Origin of the sequence: Chryseobacterium sp. ERMR1:04 (assembly GCF_001297705.1) — a bacterium.
GTDB lineage: Bacteria > Bacteroidota > Bacteroidia > Flavobacteriales > Weeksellaceae > Chryseobacterium.
On record NZ_LIRF01000003.1, the window covers coordinates 26,329 to 44,567 of the forward strand.

Below are 18,239 nucleotides of genomic sequence, written 5' to 3' on the forward strand. Positions count from 1 at the left end.
ATGAGTCCGATTAAAAGTCGGACCCTGTTTAAGTGTTTGATTTTCTGTAATCTGATGGGGTGAGCTCAGTTTCTTTTTTAAAGGCTGTATAAAAAGATGATTTAGAATTAAAACCAACCTGATACAGAATTTCCAAGACGGTTAACTGAGGTTGATTTCTCAAAAGCATCTTGGCATCTTCAATTCTATATTCATTGATAAAATCGAAGAAATGTTTTCCTATGGTTTGATTGATCAATACAGACAATTCCTTTTCCGGCATTTCTACTTTGGTAGCCAATTTTTGAAGGGTTAAATCAAAATCCAGATAAGGTTTTTCATTTTCCATATAGGAAGTAAGCGCTAGCGCAGATTCATGGTGTACTACTTTTTTGTCAGCTTTTATTTTTGCTTTTTCATGTGCAGATTCAATAGGTTCCAGTGCGATGGTAACGCCTGTAAAGAGTTGTGGATTATATAACGCTTTTAATACGAACCAGCATATGGTGAAGAGAGCGATAGTGCTAATCACCAAATAGATATTTTGCAGAAGATTTTGATCTTTTCCAACATATAAAAGCCCCAATTTTATCAAGACAAAAAGATGGGCAAAACAAAAGAATAAAGTGATCTGAAACAACCATTTATAAGTTCTATTGTCAGTATTGGAATAGTTTTCTAAATAGACCGTTTTGTATTTTTGTAAACTCAGAAATATGAGGATAATATAAGCGTAATACTGGATTTCTCCCACAATTGTAAAAGATAAAAAACTACGGTCGGAGGGAGCATCTATTTTGAAAATAAGAAAATAGAAAACAAATAGGAGCGTGTGTAAAAGATGTTTTGGTTTAAGCTTAAAATCAGAATAACAGGTAGCCAACACATATAAATAAAAAGCGGGCATTTGCAATAGAGAAGAAGATATTTTCAAGGCTTTGAGTGTAGGATAATCTTCCCATATATTGCTCATAAAAAAACCGGTAAAGTCAAATGCGGTCAGCAATAGAAATAGAGCAAATAGTTGATTGGCGAGTCTTTTATTACTTTTTACCGTAAAAAGAAAAACAGAAAACAGCAACATCAGAAAAACAATCAGTTTTCCTAAGCTGTTAATCAAATCAATATTTTTTTCCAATTCATTATTTTTTATGATCTAACAAATGTAAGGAAAGGATTTTTTTATTAAAGCCAATATTCAGCAATTCATTCATTGTATAGGATATTTAGCTTAAGTAAATTAAGTCTTTCCCATAAAATATTACTCATTACTTTTTATGGATTTGAAAATGAATAATCCTTTTTTAGTAGCTGAAATCATCCACATAAAAACTACATTTGCAAACTAATTATATGCTTTATCAAAGATGGAGTTTGAAATTATCTACACAAAGTCTATCGACAATCTTTTTAAGAAAAGTCCACGAAAAAATGATTTTTACAGTGTTTTACTTTGTTTGAAAGGGAATTTATCTGTGAAAATTGGCTATCATAGTTTTGAACTCTGCCCAAACATGATATCTATTCTGGCTCCGAATATGATCTTTTCAACAGATCAACCTTCAGATGATTTTGAGGTAATACAGTTGTTTTTTCATACATCTTTTTTGCAGAAAATATTCATTAAAGATGAGATCATCAATGAACTGTTAGAACTCAATATTAGCTATCCTCCCGTATTTACATTAGAAGATTCTTTTCATCCCGTGTTAGAAAAATTTAATCAAATTGGTAGGGAATTGGAAACGAAATCTGCTTATCATTTAGATGTTGCCCGATTAATTACCATAGAAATTCTGTACGAGTATAACCGCGCTTGTGAGTATTGTTTACTCGGTTTTCAGAAAAATATGAATCGCAATTATCAATTGACCTATCAGTTCAAAAAATTGGTAGATGAGCACTTCTTAGCATGGAGGTCTATAGGTCATTATGCAGATCATTTGGGAATTACCGCAAAACATTTAACCGAAGTGGTTAAAATAGAAACCGGACATACCGCATTGCAAATTCTGCATGAGCGACTCCTGTTAGAAAGTCAGTATCTATTAAAGCATACTTCAGGCTCTATAAAAGAATGTGCTTATTTATTGGGGTTTGATACCCCTTCTTATTTCACCCGATTTTTTAAAACGCAGATGGGAATTTCTCCTCATACGTATAGAGAACAATAATGTGTTTTCAGATTTACATTGATTTTTGTTTAATGAATCAGGTAACTTGTTATTCTTATAATCCGAAAAAAATGAAATAGATTCCGAAGAATTGAGCTGGTATCTATGCGGTTTCATTTCGAAATTTGTCAATATAAATTCAAATCGAAATGAGCCCAACCCATCAGAAGAAATCTTTTCCAGAAACGGCGACTTGGAAAGCATTATTTACAGGCAGTAACGGGATAAAAGCCATTGCTTTAGCATTGGGGGTTATGCTGCATGCTACCAATATATATTTGGCAACAACCGTGATGCCTTCTATTATAAAAGAAATAGGCGGACTGGAATATTACGCCTGGAATACCACTTTATTTGTGGTGGCATCCATCATAGGATCTGTTATTTCTGCTAACAGGCTTGCCTTATTAGGACCTAGAAAGGCTTACCAATTGGCGATTATCTTATTTTTCTTAGGATCATTGGTCTGTGCTTATGCGCCTAGCATGTATGCATTGCTGATTGGTAGATTTATACAAGGTTTAGGTGGAGGATTGCTCTTTGCTTTATCATACGCCATGGTTCGTATTGTTTTTGATAAAATACTATGGTCAAGAGCGATGGCTTTGATTTCAGGAATGTGGGGGATAGCCGCTTTCTCCGGACCTTTTATCGGAGGTCTCTTTGCAGAAAATAACCAGTGGCGTTGGGCATTTGGGACGCTGTTATTAATATCCATCGCTATATTTATTATAAGCTCTATCATTCTTCCTGCCGATAGAAGTAAAAACAACATACCATTAATACCTTATTTAAAATTGATATTGCTTGTACTGGCTGCCTTATCGGTTTCTGTAGGAAGTATTTTTGAAAATATTTTGGCTAATCTGTTGGGAGTTATTTTTGCTTTGATTCTTTTATATATCTTAATTATAACAGAGACAAAAAGTACGGTGCGTCTTTTACCAACAGGCGCATACAATCTTTCGTCTCCCTTGGGAGCTACGTATGCAGTGATGACATTATTGACGATTGCCACCTCCATAGAAATTTTTGTGCCCTATTTTGCACAGGTCATTAATGGTTTTTCCCCTTTAGAATCGGGTTATCTCACAGTTTTAATTGCTTTAGGGTGGACTTTTTCTTCTCTTCTGTTTTCAGGGGTAAAAGGCAAATCTGTGGCTAAAATCATACGTTTAGGTACTCTATTGATGGTGATTGGCTTAATAGGATTAACTTGGATTACCGGAACCAAAAATCATGCAGCAACATTCTCTTTATTCCTGAATTGCCTGTTTTTATTTTTAATAGGAGTCGGAATCGGAATGGGATGGCCTCATTTATTAACGAGTGTATTTACAAGGGCACCCGCCGGAGAAGAAGAATTGGCATCGGCTTCTGTTACAACTGTACAATTAATGGCAACGGCTTTCGGAGCTTCTATTGCAGGATTGGTTTCTAATATGGGAGGCATCACTGAGCCCGGTGGAGTAATAGGAGCGCAAAATGCATCTTTACTATTGTATGGTATTTTTTCCGTTGCCCCGTTATTAGCAATGGTAATATTATTAAAAAAAACAACTAAATAAATTTAATATAATGATAAAAGGACTTTATGAAACGCATCTTCAGGTGAGTGATTTAGAAAAATCAGTTGAATTTTACACCGAGGTTTTAGGATTAACATTGGCCCATTATGATGAAAACAGACCGATTGCTTTTTTATGGATCGGAGATGATAAGAAAGCCATGTTGGGTCTGTGGGAACAAAAAGAGAATCTGCAAAAACGTCATTTTGCATTTACTTGTGATAAAGAATTTATCCTGAATTCGGCGGAAAGCTTTTTAAATGATCGTCGTTTAAAACCCTATAATTTCTTGAAAAATAAATCTGAAAAACCAATGGTTTTTAGCTGGATGCCGGCGCTTGCTATTTATTTTGATGACAGAGATGGCAATCAATTAGAATTTATTTCTATTTTGGAAGGTGACAGTCAGCCAGAATTAGGGGTCATTAGCTATGAAGAATGGCTTGATCTGAAAAAGTAATTAAAGATGATAAACAGTATCAAATGTAATCAATCGAATTCACGAAACGGTAAAGGTAAAAATCAAGAACTCATCTTATTTGCGCTTTTAAAGGTATCCCTGTAGGCACGCAGACTTAAACCTTTATGTCTTTTGAAAAACTTATTGATGTGGCTTTCATCTGCAAATCCAAATTCATCGGCTATTTCGTGAACTCTTTTATCGCTGAAACGTAGCCGATGTTCTATCAGTCGAATCCGGTAGGAAGAGATATATTGTTGTATTGATTCATTACATTGCTTTCGGAAATAACTGCCTAAATACGTATCAGACAACCCGAATTTATCAGCAATCATGCTTATTTTTAATCGTTCAGGTTGACGTATGTGCTCTTGGATGTAATCAATTATTTGTAATATTCGGGCGTCTGCATTGGGTGAGATAGATTGAGGCTTGATAAGCGATATGTTTCGTGCAGCAATTACAATAATGGCATTAACCAAATGACGCATGAGATCCTCATAGTAGATAGACTTTAGTTCGGCAGTATGCTGTAAATTCTGCATTAAATTGCCCACCATAAGCTTATCGGCTTCATTTATTAAAATGGAACCCGAAAAATGGGAGGCATAATACAACAGACACTCAATATGGTCTATACTTTCCCAACGATAACTTTTTACATAAGACGGAGCAAAACGTACGATCATAAACTCACAGACCTCCTCCAAATCAAATGAATGATAATCATTAGGCGTAATTAAAAATAGATCTCCTGTCTTATAAGGAAGGAGGTTCCCATTAATTCCATGCATTCCTTTTCCGGACAATACATAAACAAATTCAAAGAAATTGAATTGACGATCCCGTAGCGGACAACAATCTACCTTTTCGTAATACACCTCCAATGAATGATGGATATTTTCTCTTGCCATAGCGCAAAGATACCCAAATAGGCTTTAAATGTACCTGTATTTTGGTGGTAATTCAGTCTATTTTTGTTGGATTAATAGTTGAATATATGAAAGCAATAGTATTGAAAACCTTTGGAGGAGTCGAAAATCTCGTTCATCAAGATATTGAAAAACCTGAAATAAACGAAAATCAAGTCCTAATCCAGGTAAGAGCAATCAGTATTAATCCTGTAGATGTTAAAGTTCGCAATAGAAAAGCGCCATTGGCAGAGGATTTGGCTCATTGTAATCCTTTGATTTTAGGTTGGGACATCTCAGGAGAAGTGGTTGAGGTGGGAAATAACGTCACCCGATTTCGTCTGGGAGACGAAGTGTTTGGGATGATCAACTTTGTAGGACACGGCATGGCGTATGCAGAATATGTGGTTGCATCTGCCGAACATCTGGCTCTGAAACCCCAAAACATCAGCCATATTGAAGCGGCTGCAAGTGCGATGGCTGCTTTAACTGCCTGGCAGGCTTTTGACCGTTATGGAAAATTGAGGTCTACGGATAAAGTGCTTATCCATGCAGCATCGGGTGGGGTAGGTCATTTTGCAGTGCAGATTGCCAAGCATGTCGGAGCTTATGTGATTGCCACCTCATCGGCATCCAATCGAGATTTTGTTTTAAAATTGGGAGTAGATGAACATGTTGATTATCAGGATGTTAATTTTGAGCAAGCTCTTAAAAACATTGATTTTGTTTTGGAATCGGTTGGCGGAGAAAATTTCCAAAAATCAGTTCGTGTTCTAAAGCCTTTCGGGACCATTGTTGGTTTGAATTCCGGTCATACGAATGACGATGAGATCAGCGCAAAAGCTAAGCATCTGCATGCCTGCTATTTTATGGCAGTTTATTCCAATTCTTCTGATATACAATATATTGCTTCCCTGTTAGAATCCGGGGTATTAAAACCTCATATTTCCCATGTATTCAGCTTTGATGAAATGGCAAAAGCACATTTGCAAATTGAAACGGGGCGTACGGTAGGAAAAGTTGTGGTAACACTGTAAGAGGTTTAAGGTATGAAAACTACAATGGAAAACATGGATTCAGTTCTTTTGTAAATCATGTTCAAATTCAAAGCTTATGAATTTGAATTAACGATTTTATACAGTCTGTTTTACCTTATTTCTGTGCTGCTCACCCCAGCTGCTTAACTCTGCCAGAACATTTTTTAACGTACGCGTATACGCTGTAGCTTCGTAGATAATAGTAATTGGGGTAGTAGAAAACACTTTACGTTCTATAAAAAAATTAAGCTCTAGATCTTTGAGTTCATTAGATAATACTTTGGGAGAAATACCCGCCATTTCTTTCTGAATTTCATTGAAGCGCTTGGGTGACTGTACCAAACAAAGGATCAGAGCCAGCTTCCATCTTCCGTTGAGAACATACATGGCATCGATAACGTTTTTAAGAGAACCATCACATTCTGCCTTGGTGAGAAGTGTTTTGTTTTCAGTTGTTTCCATGGTAACAAAGATAAACACTTTCCTAAAAGTAAGCGCTATCCTTTGGGTAACTGCTTACTTATGTATACTGAAGGGACATAACTTTGCCTTGTTAAAATTATTAAACAAATTAAATTTTATGAAACGTATCCTTCATTTGAAATCAAGCCTATTGGGCAAAGAATCGTACAGCGTTAAACTAGGTAATGCCATCATTGAAAAAATACAGGAAAAATATCCTAATAATGAATTGGAAGAATTAGATCTGGTAGAAATGAAAATGCCACATCTTACTCCTGAAGTGCTGCATACTTTTTTTATCCCTGCAGAAAAATTGAATGAAAATGAAAAAGAATCTATCTGTCTTTCTGATCAATTGGTTACCCAATTAATGTTATCAGATATCATCGTGATTGGTGCACCGTTGATCAATTTTACAATCCACACCTCATTAAAAGCTTGGATTGATCACATCACCAGACCTGGGATTACTTTTGGGTATGGTGAAAATGGACTTCCCGTAGGAAAAGTGACAGGCAAAAAAGTATATATTGCAATGTCTTCCGGAGGTGTTTATTCAGAAGCTCCAGGGAATACCAATGATTTTGTCGCTCCTTATCTAAAGGCTTTCCTGGGCTTTTTAGGAATGACTGACGTAACAGTAATTCGCGCAGAAGGATTAAAAGTTCCGGGATTAAAAGAATTGGCAATGGAGAAAGCAATTGAAAGTATTAAGATTGATTAGTGCTATTTCGCTAGAATTCGATAAAGTAAGACCTCTCAAGTTGTGAGAGGTTTTTTAGTTTTTCGCCTTTTCTGCTTTGTTGGATTTTTTTTATTAATTAGGGCGATTTTTTATGACTTTAGAAATGAAAAACGACACTTTAAGAGGTCTATTTCTTTTGTCAAAATAATTTAATCTGATTCCTGATAATATAATCAATGCGGTAATTTCTCTCTAAAATATCCATACACCCAAGTTCCCAAAACAGCACTTATCAAAGTGAATATAACAACTAAAGAACCAGTTCCTATTTGAGCGAATAACGGACCTGGACAAGCGCCGGTGAGGGCCCATCCAAACCCAAAAATCAAACCTCCATATATTTGACCTTTGCTGAATTTTTTTGGAGATATTGTGATGGGCTCTCCATTAATGGTTTTTATATTGAATTTTTTAATGAGCCAAACAGAAATAATACCTGTTACCACAGCGCTTCCAATCACGCCATACATATGAAAAGACTGTAAACGGAACATCTCCTGAATTCTGAACCAACTGATAATTTCTGCTTTTACAAATACAATTCCGAATAAAATTCCTACCAAAAGATATTTTAAATAATGATACCACGCGGGCTTAGAATTATTTTCATGAGCGGGGTGTGAGTTCTGAATAGTTGTTTCTGTATTGATCATGAGGGAAATATTAAAGTGAAAGAATAAGAGGTAAAATGAAATTGGCCATTAAAAAACCGCCTATCATAAAGCAAATTGTTGCGACTAAAGAAGACCATTGCAAATTAGAAAGTCCCATAATGGAATGTCCGCTGGTGCAACCTCCTGCATAACGAGTTCCGAAGCCCACTAAAAATCCGCCAACAATCATGATAATGAAACCTTTGATACTGAAAAGGTTTTCAAAATTCATCAACTGAGCAGGAACAAGATGTCTATAATCTGTAATTCCATAACCTGCTAACTCTGCTTTAAGCGTTGGGTTTACGATGATTTCCTGAGTATTCATAAGAAATTGAGCCGCAATCATTCCACCGAAGAATATGCCTAAAACAAAAAATAAATTCCATGATTCTTTTTTCCAGTCATACTTGAAGAAGCTGATGTTGGAGGGAATACATGCGGCACAAATCTGTCTTAATGAGGAGCTTATTCCAAACGATTTATTCCCTAATATAAGTAAGGTGGGCACGGTGAGACCTATGAGAGGGCCAGCAATATACCAGGGCCATGGTTCTTTGATGATATCTAGCATGTAATTAATTTCTTAAAGCAAAGATGGAGATTATTATGAAACGCTACAGCTACTTTTGTTACATAAGAAACTTTCAAGATCAATCGGGGAGGGTGATTTTATTTCTTCCCAACTGTACTTTTCCCATATCTTCGAGTTGTTTTAGCAGTCTTGATACCACAACTCTTGCGGTTCCAAGCTCATTGGCAAGTTGTTCGTGGGTAACGATAATGGTTTTGGATTGTGATAGTTCAGATTTTTTAAGGAGAAGATTCAGTAATCGCTCGTCGACTTTTTTGAAAGCAATAGCATTGATAATATCCAGCAACTCTTCAAATCGTTTATGATAAAGTCTGAAAATATAATCCAGCCATTCGGGATGTTGCTGTATAAAAAGAGAAACTTTGTCTACCGGAAGAAAGAGAATTTCAGAAGTTTCTTCTATTTCAGCTCTCACAATACTTTTCTCATTGTGCATTCCTCCAAGAAAAGACATAATACAGCTTTCACCCGCTTGGATATAATAGAGTAAAATTTCACGGCCGTCTTCCTCTGTCCGAATTACTTTCATCATTCCTTTCATTACAATAGGAATAGACTGAACGGATGCTTTTTCATCTAAAATAATTTCCCCATGTTTGTACTCCTTTATCGTTCCGTATTGGTAAAGTTGTGCTATTAATTTAGGAGAGTTGGCAAATTCTTTAAAGAGGATTGGAGATTCTTTCATTTTTATTATCCATTAATAAAGCTAATGTACATCAATTTTAAATAGGTAAAATAGCAAAGGATGTGTGACAAAAGCCAACTTAGACACAATAATATAGTGAGTTTTTCTCACATTTTGTATGCAATAAATAGCTATATTCTTTCGTTTTGCATGATATTTACCCCTATAAAAATTCAAAAATTACTTTAACTTTGCTATACTTGAATATTATACTCCAACTGATTGATTTTTAGGAATATTATCATATCTTTTAAGTACGGATGTCATAAACACGTAAGTAGTTGGATATAATTAATTTAGCGGATAAATAAACATGAAATATAAATTCTTGAATTTTAAATTGAGGAAAATTGTTCATTACTCTTTAATTATGTGTATTTTATTAATACAGGTAATTATTGCTGTGTTTTTTTATAATGAGTTTGTGAATGAGAAGAAATTGACCTTTATAAAAAATCAATTGAAAGAAAGCAGAGAATTGGAAGGGGTAACCGATAATTCGAAGAAAGATTTCATGGAGGCTCAAAACTATCTTCAGAAATACATGATCAGTCAGGATGATAAAGATCTTAAACTCTATTTTGATGCACTGGGAAAGCTTAAGGGAAATTTCGACAAAATAAGTGAATTTGAAGATAAAACACCAAGGTTAAAAAGTAAATTAGCGCTGCACAAAAAAGATACGTTGCAAATCATAAAGCTAAAAACATTAATAGATTCTGTATACCATTATTCTCTAAATCCGCCAGCGAAAATTAAGGATAAAGAATATACTCCCGAAAAATATAAAAATAATTTTGAAGATCTGGATATACAAACCCAGACCTATTCTGATACGATTAAAAAGAAAGGCTTTGTAGGACGCTTAAGAGATGCCATTTCCGGTAAAGTAGATGTACAAAAACAAAATACGGTTATCACCTTAAAAAATAAAAAAACAGCAGATCTTTCTACCGTAAAATCAGAAATGAATAATACCATAAAGTCTATGGATAAACATTATTCTACTGAAATTAAGAAAATCCAATTATCTGCCGCTCAAAATCAGCAGGATAATAGGGTGTTTTATAGCAATTTCAATAGGTTATTGGTGTACAGCAACGGGCTTATCAATATGTATGAAAGTGCTATTAAAGGTTTTAAATCAGAATTGGAAAAAGAATACAATAAACAAAGCTTGATTAATAATGAGATCAGAACCTATTTGGTCTTGGGATTAATGGTTTTAATGTTCATTGTATCAATTCTAATCATGTATTTCACAAGGGTTGCCTTTATTTACGAACTAAAGCTGAATGCGGCGAATAAAGAGATTAAGAACAATCTTAATTTCAAAAACAGAATCTTAGGAATGCTGAGCCACGAATTAAGATCTCCGCTCAAAATCATTAATATTTTTATTGATAAAATCAACAGAACGACAAAAGACGAGACGATAAAAGAGTATCTTAAATCTATTAAGTTTACCAATAGTACTTTGTTGATACAGTCTAACCAAATCTTAGAATACACAAAAAATCAGGAAGCAGAGACCAAGCTTATACCGAAGGTTTTTACGCTTAAAGAAGAAATTAATTCTATTGTAACGGCCATTACTCCTTATCTGGAAACCAGAAATAATAAGTTTATGGTAACAGACGAAATCCCTGCAGATCTGGTTGTAAATTCAGATAACATAAAGATCAATCAGATTTTTATGAATATTTTGGGGAATGCCAATAAGTTTACAGAAAACGGGCAAATCAATCTTACATTAACCACAAAATTAATTGATAAAAATAGAATTTCCTTAACGGCAATCGTTGCGGATACAGGTGCAGGGATATCAGAAGCTGATCTTGGGAAAATCTTTGAACCGTATTATCAAGGGATGGTATCTAATGAGATTGATAATCTTGGGGCAGGGTTGGGGCTCAACTTATGCAAGGAAATTATAGAACTTTTTAATGGCGAAATTTCAGTCTCAAGTCAGTTGAATAAAGGAACAAAAGTAACATTCAGGATCAATTTAAATAGTAACAATGATGGAATTACCAATGGAAAATAAAGAAATCACCTTCCTTTTAGCAGATGATCATAGTATTGTAAGACACGGAATGGCAATTATGATCGATGAAATTGCTCCCAATGCGATAGTGCATCATACTTCTTCTTTACAAGAGGTGGTAGAGCAGGTGAAGTCTAAAGGAATAGAGATTCTTATCATTGATGCCCATTTTCCGAACGGAAACAGTTTACATATTTTACCAGACATAAAAGCTGCAAACCCAGATGTTAAAATCCTGATCTTCTCTGGCCTTGAAGAACATTTATATGCTCTTAAATTCATTAATGCAGGAGCAAATGGCTATCTGAGTAAGCTAAGTGAAGAGGAAGAAGTAAAACATGCGGTTATCAGCATGATAGAGAAAGGGGAATATATTTCTACCGTTTCTCAGAACTTATTATTACAGTTTGCAAATAATCCGAACTCAATAAATCCTCTTCATCATTTAACGAAAAGGGAATTGCAAATTGCTGAAATGTATGCCGAAGGACTCGGAAATCTGGAAATTGCAAATCAGCTGGATGTCAAACAGAATACCGTTAGTACGATCAAGAAAAATATATTTGATAAATTAAAAATAGAAAACCTTGTTGAGCTTATTGATCTCATTAAGACCCATCATACCTTATAGGATTTTCTAGAACCTAATCTTCATTTTTCCTCCATTTAATAGGCTTCCTGTAGATAAATATCTGCGGGCTAATCGATATATATCTACCTGTTTTATAATCTGATGTTGTTACTTTGTAATAGAAAGTTTGCTGAAAGAATAAAATGAAAGCAATTGAAACTAAAGTTTTTAGCTCTTACTTTTATTTGAATAATTAAAATGAGTAAATTTTTTCAACTATAAAATAATAAAATACGATTATAGTAAAACGCAAGTGGTGAAAATAAAATAGGGGGTGATGACCCTAAACACAGATGATGAAATTTCGATACACAAATGATGAAACTAAAAACACAGATGATGAAAGCCCGTAGATAAATGATCTTTAACCGACTTTTTAAAAGCTATTTATTAAAAAAAACACAAATTTCGATAGGTAAATTAGCAGAGATGAGTTGCGTAGGAGATTGTTTGATACAGAAAAAAGGAGGCAGAGGTCTCCTTTTTTTCTTTGCTGCAATTGATGATTTGAAAATGCTTTATATGGAGTTCAAAAATCCAGGTTAGCAAAATACCATACACTTGAATCTGTATTTAATTTTGTCATAGTTCGCTTCATTAAACCCATCATACCAGATACGATTTTCTAAGCTCCAATCTTCGTTTCTTAGCTGTTAAAGCCCTTTGTCGATAAATATCTACAAGCTTATCGATATATATCGACGGAGTTTGTAGATAATTTTATAAACGGATGTTGTTACTTTGTAGTAGAAAATTTACTGAAAGAATAAAACGAATACGTATTAAAATGTTTTAGCTTTTTAATCCAATAATTCAAAACGGTAGATTTTTTAACTATAAAATAATAAACAATCATTATAGTGAAACGCAAGTGATGAAATAAAAATACACAAGTGATGAGGTTCTAACACAAAGTGATGAAAAAAAATATTGGTTTTGACGCAAGGTATGTAAATGATCTTTAACCGACTTTTTAAAAGCTATTTATTAAAAAAAACACAAATTTCAATAGGTAAATTGGCAGAGATTAGTTTTGTAAAAGATTGTTTGATACAGAAAAAAGGAGGCAGAGGTCTCCTTTTTTTCTTTGCTATAATTGATGACTTTCAGAATGCTTTATATTAAATTCAAAAATAAGGTTAGCAAAATGTCATGCATTTGGATCTGTATTGAATTTTGTCATAGTTTGTCTCACTAAAACACATTTACTGGATAGGATTTTCTAAGCTCCAATCTTCATTTCTTAGCTGTTAAAGCCCTTTGTCGATAAATATCTAGACTCTTATCGATATATATCGACGGGTTTTGTAGATAATTTTATACACGGATGTTGTTACTTTGTAGTAGAAAATTTACTGAAAGAATAAAAAGGGTGAGTATTAAAAATGTTTTAGCTTTTTAATCCAATTATTCGAAGTAGTAAATCTTAATTATAAAATAATAAACGATTGCTATAGTAAAACGCAAGTGATGAAATCAAAATACACAAATGGTGAAACTAAACGCAAATGATGAAATAGGTATATAAATAATCTTTTAATCTTTAACGGACTTCTTGGAAGCTATTTATTAAAAAAACACAAAATTATATATAGACAAGCCAAAAGTAGTCTTTTAGAAGATTGTTTAATACAGAAAAAAGGAGACAATGGTCTCCTTTTTTTCTTTTCCGAAATGTAATGATTTAAGAATATCTGAAGCTTCCCCAGCAAGAAAACCTTAATCTAAAACATAGATTTTATTATTTTTAAGACTAATTCCCAATCGATTTCCCAGCCAATTGATACTGGTTTTTCCTTCATAAATTAATCCGTCCACAAAAACAACATTGGGATCTTTCAGGTGTGCATATTCATTTGAAATTGAATTGATCGTTCCCGAATAATATTTAGTCATTATCTTTTCATTAAACTCACTTTTTCGCTCAGTTAACTTTAATTTTTCCTTATCTATTTTCAATAATGGAATCAGTTTGTCACTCAGCCAAAACGAATTATTTCCTGCACCGGAATCCAACATCACCTGTATTTTGTATTGGTCATTTAATTTTATGTAGGTAAATATGTCTATAGAATGATCTGCGTGGGTAGAGAGCTGAATATCAAAAGATTTTTTATTCTTCAACGGATCAATGGGTACAAGTTCAATTTCTTTTTTATTAAAATCAATGATAAAATCTTTGTCTTTCAACATGGGTAAAGAAATCAAACCGTTAAGTCCGTCCAGCTTCATATCAAAAGTTGAATATGGGGTGTTTTTAAATTTTGTTCCTGCAAAAGTTATTTCCTCACTTTGAAAGAGAGGGACATCAATTCTCTCACCGGTTGCTCTGAAGGCGGTGAAAAAATTGTAGCTTGTTTTCTGTTTTAAATCTTTAGCAAAATCGGTGAAAAATAAATTGATCCCTCCGCCTGTATCAAAGATAAAATTGCCTTCTTTTCCTTCGATAGTGGCCTTTACCACAATATGACCGGATGGTAATAACTGAAAAGGTATTTTTTGAGAAAATAATTGATTGGAAAGTAGAATGATAAAAGCTACAATGGTTCTTTTCATGGATTGTTTTAGGTTAGTGTTTATTATTGTAAATGTTTGAGCTTCCTTAAAGAGTTCTCTCGTGGAAAAACGCTGATAAAACTAAACAAAAAAAATGAGTTTGAATAAAGTAAAAATCCTTTAGAGCTTATCCATACGCTTCGACGAATCAACGAAGTTGATTATCTCCTTTGCTCCCTGAAAACAGACATTAAACAGGCTCTTATAATGATGACTACATTTCTGGGATTAAATCAAACTTAGTTTAGCTTTATATCATTATACAAGTTATCAACTACTTTTTGCAAAATTTTTCCTGCTTCATTAAAACTGGTGTTTGTCAATATGGATATTCCTATATTTTGTTTTGGGTAAATCACAAACCAATTCTGCATTCCGTATATGCCTCCGTGATGTCTATACATTAATTGATGATCATTTTCTATGATGTACCAATGATAACCTTCCCAAAAATCAGAACCTTCTTTATATAATTTTTTATGAGATTCGTTTACAATATGGTTTGATTTGTCAAGTTGCAATTTAATATATTTCACTAAATCCGTAGTCGTAGAATGTAATCCTGAAATTCCACCCCATAAAATTCTATTGAAGTTGGGCATTAACTCATTTTTATCGTTATAGCCTTTTACCAATCTTTTTTTATCATTTTCATTGAGTGTAAACTTCGTTTGATTCATTGTATTGGGTTTCAAAATAAATTCAATGACCAATTCCTCAAAAGATTTTTGGTACACTTTTTCAAGTATATAGGCTATCAACTCTGGAGCAGTGTTTGAATACGAATATGTTTCTCCAGGGATCGTTTCAATTTTGATGAGTTTTAATCCTTCGAAAAAAGCCTTTTTATTTTCGCTTTTCAGAGGCATATTAGGAAATCCACTGGTATGGGTGATGAGGTGTTTGATTCTTATAGGTTCCCCTTTAAATTCTAAATTGTGATAAGGCTCATCAAGATAAATTCTAATATCATCATCTAAATTGAGTTTTTTATCAAGTACAGCTTTAGCGGCTACATAGCCTGTAAAGGTTTTCGTTACGGAAGCTAATTCATAAAGTGTAGAATCATTTGGTTTGTTGCCTTTTCCAATCGTTAATTCTCCAAAATGTTTTATGGTAGATTTTCCATCTTTCAGCACCGCAATGGAAACAGAATGAAATCTTTTGTCCTCTAATAACTGAAGCGCATTTTTTGTAATCGCATTTTCAACATTTTGTGTATTGATTTGCTGAAGACTTTTACATCCAAGTAAGACAAAAAATAAAATAAGGGTTAAATATTTCATTGTAGTAATTTATAATTTAATAGGAAGTGTATTAGTTTAATGTTTTAAGGATCGTATTTTGAAATTTCTCTGCTTCATCTTTATGAATTTGATGTCCTGAGTTTTCAAATAAAAATAGATCTTTCTTTGGGGCTTTCAATTGCTCATAATATCCTTTTGTAATGGATGTTAACGTTTGAATATCGTTTTTACCAACAAAGAAATAAATGGGACAGTCTACTTTCTTTAACGTTTTTGGTAAATCAATTTTCATGACTTCGTTCCATGCAGGTGACCATGTTTTTGACCATTGAAGAAAGCCCTTTTTGAAATCATCACTTGTTACATATTCTTTACCGTCTTTGTAAAAAAGCCACTTTCTTAAATAAAACATGTCATCATCATTGGTAAAAGGAAAATGTACTTTTGATAATTCTTCCGTGGCAACAGAGTTGTCTTTAAAATGAATTTTCAGTGTTTTCAGCAATTCTTTCTCACTCGCTAACTGGCTGATTACAGGATTTACAGCAAAATAAGCATGTAATAATTCGGGGTGATGTCTAACAATATAAAAGCCTAAAGCATTTCCCCAAGAGCTTCCTAATAAATAAAGTTTTTTCTGATTCAGTTTTTTAAGTAGGAAATTAATGACTTCATAGGTGTCCTTTCCCATTAGTTCAACAGAGGGTTGTACGGGTGAAGGATTTAAGGCTAATGTTTTTCCCGCATCTCTTTGATCCCATTGAACTAGGGTAAATTTATTTTTTAAAATGTTGGTGAAAGAATCCGCATTTTTCATCATTGAGCTTCCCGGGCCGCCCGATAAAAAAAGAAGGATCGGTTTATTGGCATCATCGGTTTTAATTTCTATTACCTGCTTTATTCCACCAATTTCGGTGGTTAAAAGAGTGTCAATTTTTACCGGTTGTAATTGTGCTAAACAAAATATTGATAATAATGTTAGGATAAAAAGACTTACTTTTTTCATGATTTCTAAGTTTTAATTTGACTTTAAATAGATTGATACAAATATGCTGTAGAAAGTTTTGAGATAAGTCCATGTAAAAAAAGTCGGACTCATTTTATTGATTAAAATGAGTCCGACTTTCTACAAACCGGAGTTTGAGTATATGCAATTGTTTTATTATCAGTTATTTCGGAAAGCGGTTGGCGTTTGGTTTGTGTATTTTTTAAACGAGGTATGAAAAGAAGATTTTGAATTGAAACCCACTTCATATAAAATTTCCAACACCGTATATTCTTTTTTTGTGGGATCTTTTAGAAGGGTCATTGCTTTTTTAACGCGGTATTCATTCACGAAATCAAAAAAGTGCTGATTGATGTGATGGTTAATTAAAACAGACAAATCACGAACCGGAATTTTCACCTGATCTGCCAATTCCTGAATCGTTAATGAAGGTTCTAAGAAGGGCTCTTTTTCAAGCATGAAATTTTTAAGCTGTTCGATCTGAAAACTTTTTGTTTCGTCAGTTTTATTTTCAGTTTCCAGCGTTTCAGCAAAATCTTTTGTGGGTTGTAAGGTAGAATCAATTCTGCGAAAAAGCTCAGGATAATTTAATGCCTTTAATATAAACCAACAGGCAACCAATAAAAATACGGTTCCCGCAACAATATTCAGCCAGATAAATAGATCTTTATGTTGTGTATATCTTACGATGTTTTTTAAAATAATACATACGTGAATGACTAAAAAAATAATGGTTAGCTGAGACAGCCATTTGTATAGCAGAGTATTGGGGTTAGTATAGTTTTCGGAATAAATTTTCTTGTATTTTTTAAGAATTAGGAATACGCCAATGATATAAAAGAAATACTGCAGTTCCCCAATGAGTTGATACAAAAACATTTCGGGGGAGTTCCACATGTGTTTAAAGAAATATTCTTTAGCAGGGCCTTCTGCCAGGTAAAGTCTTGGAACTAAAATTAAATTGGCAACAATGAAAGGGATAAGATGCAGTAAATGTTTTCTTTTTAAGGCGAAATCAGAATAACAAACGGCATTAACGTACAGATAGAAAAGAGGCATCACTAATAGGTAAGCAGATATTTTGAACGTTTTCAGATTATAACTATCCACAAAAAGATGCATAAAAAGTCCGCTGATATCAATGGCATTAATGATAAGGAACGCGGCAAATAATCTGTTTTCCAGTTTTCTTTCTGTTTTTACCGTTAATAAAAATACAGCAAGCAACAGCGATATAAAAACTGCAATCGCTGCAATAACTTCCAGAAAATTCAATTTGTCCATTAGTTTTTTTGCAAAAATAGGATATAAGTTGTGAAGAAAATAGACTGATAAAGAACAAATTTTTCAAATATCTTATTTTTGATCAATAAATCGTTTTTAGCTACAGCTTCCAGTCTTGACTTTTTGGTCCGTTTGCGTCAAGGCAAAAGGACATGAAAATTTAATTAGAAAACATGTTTCAACTTATTTTTTGATC

17 protein-coding genes are annotated in these 18,239 nt (G+C 33.5%); 7 read left to right on the top strand and 10 right to left on the bottom strand.

Annotated features, from left to right (window positions below; genetic code table 11):
- Nucleotides 1-28: 28 nt before the first annotated feature.
- Nucleotides 29-1,117 carry an AraC family transcriptional regulator gene (locus AMQ68_RS00190; protein WP_054508628.1) on the bottom strand — a complete coding sequence of 363 codons (1,089 nt, stop codon included), beginning with the start codon at nucleotides 1,115-1,117 and terminating at the stop codon, nucleotides 29-31.
- A 229-nt stretch (nucleotides 1,118-1,346) separates the two neighbouring features.
- On the opposite strand from AMQ68_RS00190, the gene AMQ68_RS00195 reads away from it, so the two are divergent.
- The 3 genes from AMQ68_RS00195 to AMQ68_RS00205 all read left to right on the top strand — a co-directional run bounded on the left by AMQ68_RS00195 (nucleotide 1,347) and on the right by AMQ68_RS00205 (nucleotide 4,181).
- Nucleotides 1,347-2,153 carry a helix-turn-helix domain-containing protein gene (locus AMQ68_RS00195; protein WP_054508629.1) on the top strand — a complete coding sequence of 269 codons (807 nt, stop codon included), beginning with the start codon at nucleotides 1,347-1,349 and terminating at the stop codon, nucleotides 2,151-2,153.
- Nucleotides 2,154-2,302: 149 nt separating this feature from the next.
- The gene (locus tag AMQ68_RS00200; protein ID WP_185113385.1) at nucleotides 2,303-3,721 is read left to right on the top strand and encodes an MFS transporter; all 1,419 of its coding nucleotides are present in this window, start codon (nucleotides 2,303-2,305) and stop codon (nucleotides 3,719-3,721) included.
- Between the two features lie 10 nt (nucleotides 3,722-3,731).
- The gene (locus AMQ68_RS00205) at nucleotides 3,732-4,181 is read left to right on the top strand and encodes a VOC family protein (RefSeq protein ID WP_054508631.1); all 450 of its coding nucleotides are present in this window, start codon (nucleotides 3,732-3,734) and stop codon (nucleotides 4,179-4,181) included.
- Nucleotides 4,182-4,243: 62 nt separating this feature from the next.
- Here the strand turns inward: AMQ68_RS00205 and AMQ68_RS00210 are convergent, their stop codons facing one another.
- Entirely contained in the window at nucleotides 4,244-5,062 is an 819-nt protein-coding gene (locus AMQ68_RS00210) for an AraC family transcriptional regulator (protein WP_241775073.1), read from the bottom strand.
- 119 nt (nucleotides 5,063-5,181) lie between these two features.
- On the opposite strand from AMQ68_RS00210, the gene AMQ68_RS00215 reads away from it, so the two are divergent.
- The gene (locus tag AMQ68_RS00215; protein WP_054508632.1) at nucleotides 5,182-6,129 is read left to right on the top strand and encodes an NADP-dependent oxidoreductase; all 948 of its coding nucleotides are present in this window, start codon (nucleotides 5,182-5,184) and stop codon (nucleotides 6,127-6,129) included.
- Nucleotides 6,130-6,225: 96 nt separating this feature from the next.
- Here the strand turns inward: AMQ68_RS00215 and AMQ68_RS00220 are convergent, their stop codons facing one another.
- The gene (locus AMQ68_RS00220) at nucleotides 6,226-6,591 is read right to left on the bottom strand and encodes a helix-turn-helix domain-containing protein (protein WP_054508633.1); all 366 of its coding nucleotides are present in this window, start codon (nucleotides 6,589-6,591) and stop codon (nucleotides 6,226-6,228) included.
- A 118-nt stretch (nucleotides 6,592-6,709) separates the two neighbouring features.
- On the opposite strand from AMQ68_RS00220, the gene AMQ68_RS00225 reads away from it, so the two are divergent.
- Nucleotides 6,710-7,315: an FMN-dependent NADH-azoreductase gene (locus tag AMQ68_RS00225; RefSeq protein WP_054509960.1), complete on the top strand. Its 606-nt coding sequence runs from the start codon at nucleotides 6,710-6,712 to the stop codon at nucleotides 7,313-7,315.
- Between the two features lie 194 nt (nucleotides 7,316-7,509).
- On the opposite strand, the gene AMQ68_RS00230 is transcribed toward AMQ68_RS00225, so the two are convergent.
- From AMQ68_RS00230 to AMQ68_RS00240, 3 genes are all read right to left on the bottom strand, one after another.
- On the bottom strand, nucleotides 7,510-7,989 hold the full coding sequence (locus AMQ68_RS00230; RefSeq protein ID WP_054508634.1) for a YeeE/YedE family protein: 480 nt from the start codon (nucleotides 7,987-7,989) through the stop codon (nucleotides 7,510-7,512).
- A gap of 10 nt (nucleotides 7,990-7,999) precedes the next feature.
- Nucleotides 8,000-8,563, bottom strand: a complete 564-nt coding sequence (locus AMQ68_RS00235) for a YeeE/YedE family protein (protein WP_054508635.1) — start codon at nucleotides 8,561-8,563, stop codon at nucleotides 8,000-8,002.
- Nucleotides 8,564-8,642: 79 nt separating this feature from the next.
- Nucleotides 8,643-9,272 carry a Crp/Fnr family transcriptional regulator gene (locus AMQ68_RS00240; RefSeq protein WP_054508636.1) on the bottom strand — a complete coding sequence of 210 codons (630 nt, stop codon included), beginning with the start codon at nucleotides 9,270-9,272 and terminating at the stop codon, nucleotides 8,643-8,645.
- A 370-nt stretch (nucleotides 9,273-9,642) separates the two neighbouring features.
- Between AMQ68_RS00240 and AMQ68_RS00245 the strand changes: the two genes are divergently transcribed.
- Together AMQ68_RS00245 and AMQ68_RS00250 are read left to right on the top strand one after the other, a co-directional pair.
- Entirely contained in the window at nucleotides 9,643-11,319 is a 1,677-nt protein-coding gene (locus AMQ68_RS00245) for a HAMP domain-containing sensor histidine kinase (protein ID WP_241775011.1), read from the top strand.
- Nucleotides 11,294-11,950, top strand: a complete 657-nt coding sequence (locus AMQ68_RS00250) for a response regulator transcription factor (RefSeq protein ID WP_241775012.1) — start codon at nucleotides 11,294-11,296, stop codon at nucleotides 11,948-11,950. Before AMQ68_RS00245 ends, AMQ68_RS00250 begins: the two co-directional genes overlap by 26 nt.
- 1,719 nt (nucleotides 11,951-13,669) lie before the next feature.
- Here AMQ68_RS00250 and AMQ68_RS00260 read toward each other — a convergent pair.
- The 4 genes from AMQ68_RS00260 to AMQ68_RS00275 form a co-directional block, all read right to left on the bottom strand.
- Nucleotides 13,670-14,506 (bottom strand): retropepsin-like aspartic protease, encoded by an 837-nt coding sequence (locus tag AMQ68_RS00260; RefSeq protein WP_054508640.1) that lies wholly within the window; start codon nucleotides 14,504-14,506, stop codon nucleotides 13,670-13,672.
- Between the two features lie 239 nt (nucleotides 14,507-14,745).
- Entirely contained in the window at nucleotides 14,746-15,792 is a 1,047-nt protein-coding gene (locus AMQ68_RS00265) for a serine hydrolase (protein WP_054508641.1), read from the bottom strand.
- A gap of 31 nt (nucleotides 15,793-15,823) precedes the next feature.
- The gene (locus tag AMQ68_RS00270; RefSeq protein WP_054508642.1) at nucleotides 15,824-16,759 is read right to left on the bottom strand and encodes an alpha/beta fold hydrolase; all 936 of its coding nucleotides are present in this window, start codon (nucleotides 16,757-16,759) and stop codon (nucleotides 15,824-15,826) included.
- 159 nt (nucleotides 16,760-16,918) lie between these two features.
- On the bottom strand, nucleotides 16,919-18,043 hold the full coding sequence (locus AMQ68_RS00275) for an AraC family transcriptional regulator (RefSeq protein WP_054508643.1): 1,125 nt from the start codon (nucleotides 18,041-18,043) through the stop codon (nucleotides 16,919-16,921).
- Between the last annotated feature and the right edge of the window lie 196 nt (nucleotides 18,044-18,239).

Excerpts from the sequence above, each read along its gene's own strand:
- AMQ68_RS00195 (WP_054508629.1), top strand. The coding sequence starts at position 1,347 with ATGGAGTTTGAAATTATCTACACAAAGTCTATCGACAATCTTTTTAAG.
- AMQ68_RS00200 (WP_185113385.1), top strand. The coding sequence starts at position 2,303 with ATGAGCCCAACCCATCAGAAGAAATCTTTTCCAGAAACGGCGACTTGG.
- AMQ68_RS00205 (WP_054508631.1), top strand. The coding sequence starts at position 3,732 with ATGATAAAAGGACTTTATGAAACGCATCTTCAGGTGAGTGATTTAGAA.
- AMQ68_RS00215 (WP_054508632.1), top strand. The coding sequence starts at position 5,182 with ATGAAAGCAATAGTATTGAAAACCTTTGGAGGAGTCGAAAATCTCGTT.
- AMQ68_RS00220 (WP_054508633.1), bottom strand. The coding sequence starts at position 6,591 with ATGGAAACAACTGAAAACAAAACACTTCTCACCAAGGCAGAATGTGAT.
- AMQ68_RS00225 (WP_054509960.1), top strand. The coding sequence starts at position 6,710 with ATGAAACGTATCCTTCATTTGAAATCAAGCCTATTGGGCAAAGAATCG.
- AMQ68_RS00230 (WP_054508634.1), bottom strand. The coding sequence starts at position 7,989 with ATGATCAATACAGAAACAACTATTCAGAACTCACACCCCGCTCATGAA.
- AMQ68_RS00235 (WP_054508635.1), bottom strand. The coding sequence starts at position 8,563 with ATGCTAGATATCATCAAAGAACCATGGCCCTGGTATATTGCTGGCCCT.
- AMQ68_RS00240 (WP_054508636.1), bottom strand. The coding sequence starts at position 9,272 with ATGAAAGAATCTCCAATCCTCTTTAAAGAATTTGCCAACTCTCCTAAA.
- AMQ68_RS00245 (WP_241775011.1), top strand. The coding sequence starts at position 9,643 with ATGTGTATTTTATTAATACAGGTAATTATTGCTGTGTTTTTTTATAAT.
- AMQ68_RS00250 (WP_241775012.1), top strand. The coding sequence starts at position 11,294 with ATGATGGAATTACCAATGGAAAATAAAGAAATCACCTTCCTTTTAGCA.
- AMQ68_RS00260 (WP_054508640.1), bottom strand. The coding sequence starts at position 14,506 with ATGAAAAGAACCATTGTAGCTTTTATCATTCTACTTTCCAATCAATTA.
- AMQ68_RS00265 (WP_054508641.1), bottom strand. The coding sequence starts at position 15,792 with ATGAAATATTTAACCCTTATTTTATTTTTTGTCTTACTTGGATGTAAA.
- AMQ68_RS00270 (WP_054508642.1), bottom strand. The coding sequence starts at position 16,759 with ATGAAAAAAGTAAGTCTTTTTATCCTAACATTATTATCAATATTTTGT.
- AMQ68_RS00275 (WP_054508643.1), bottom strand. The coding sequence starts at position 18,043 with ATGGACAAATTGAATTTTCTGGAAGTTATTGCAGCGATTGCAGTTTTT.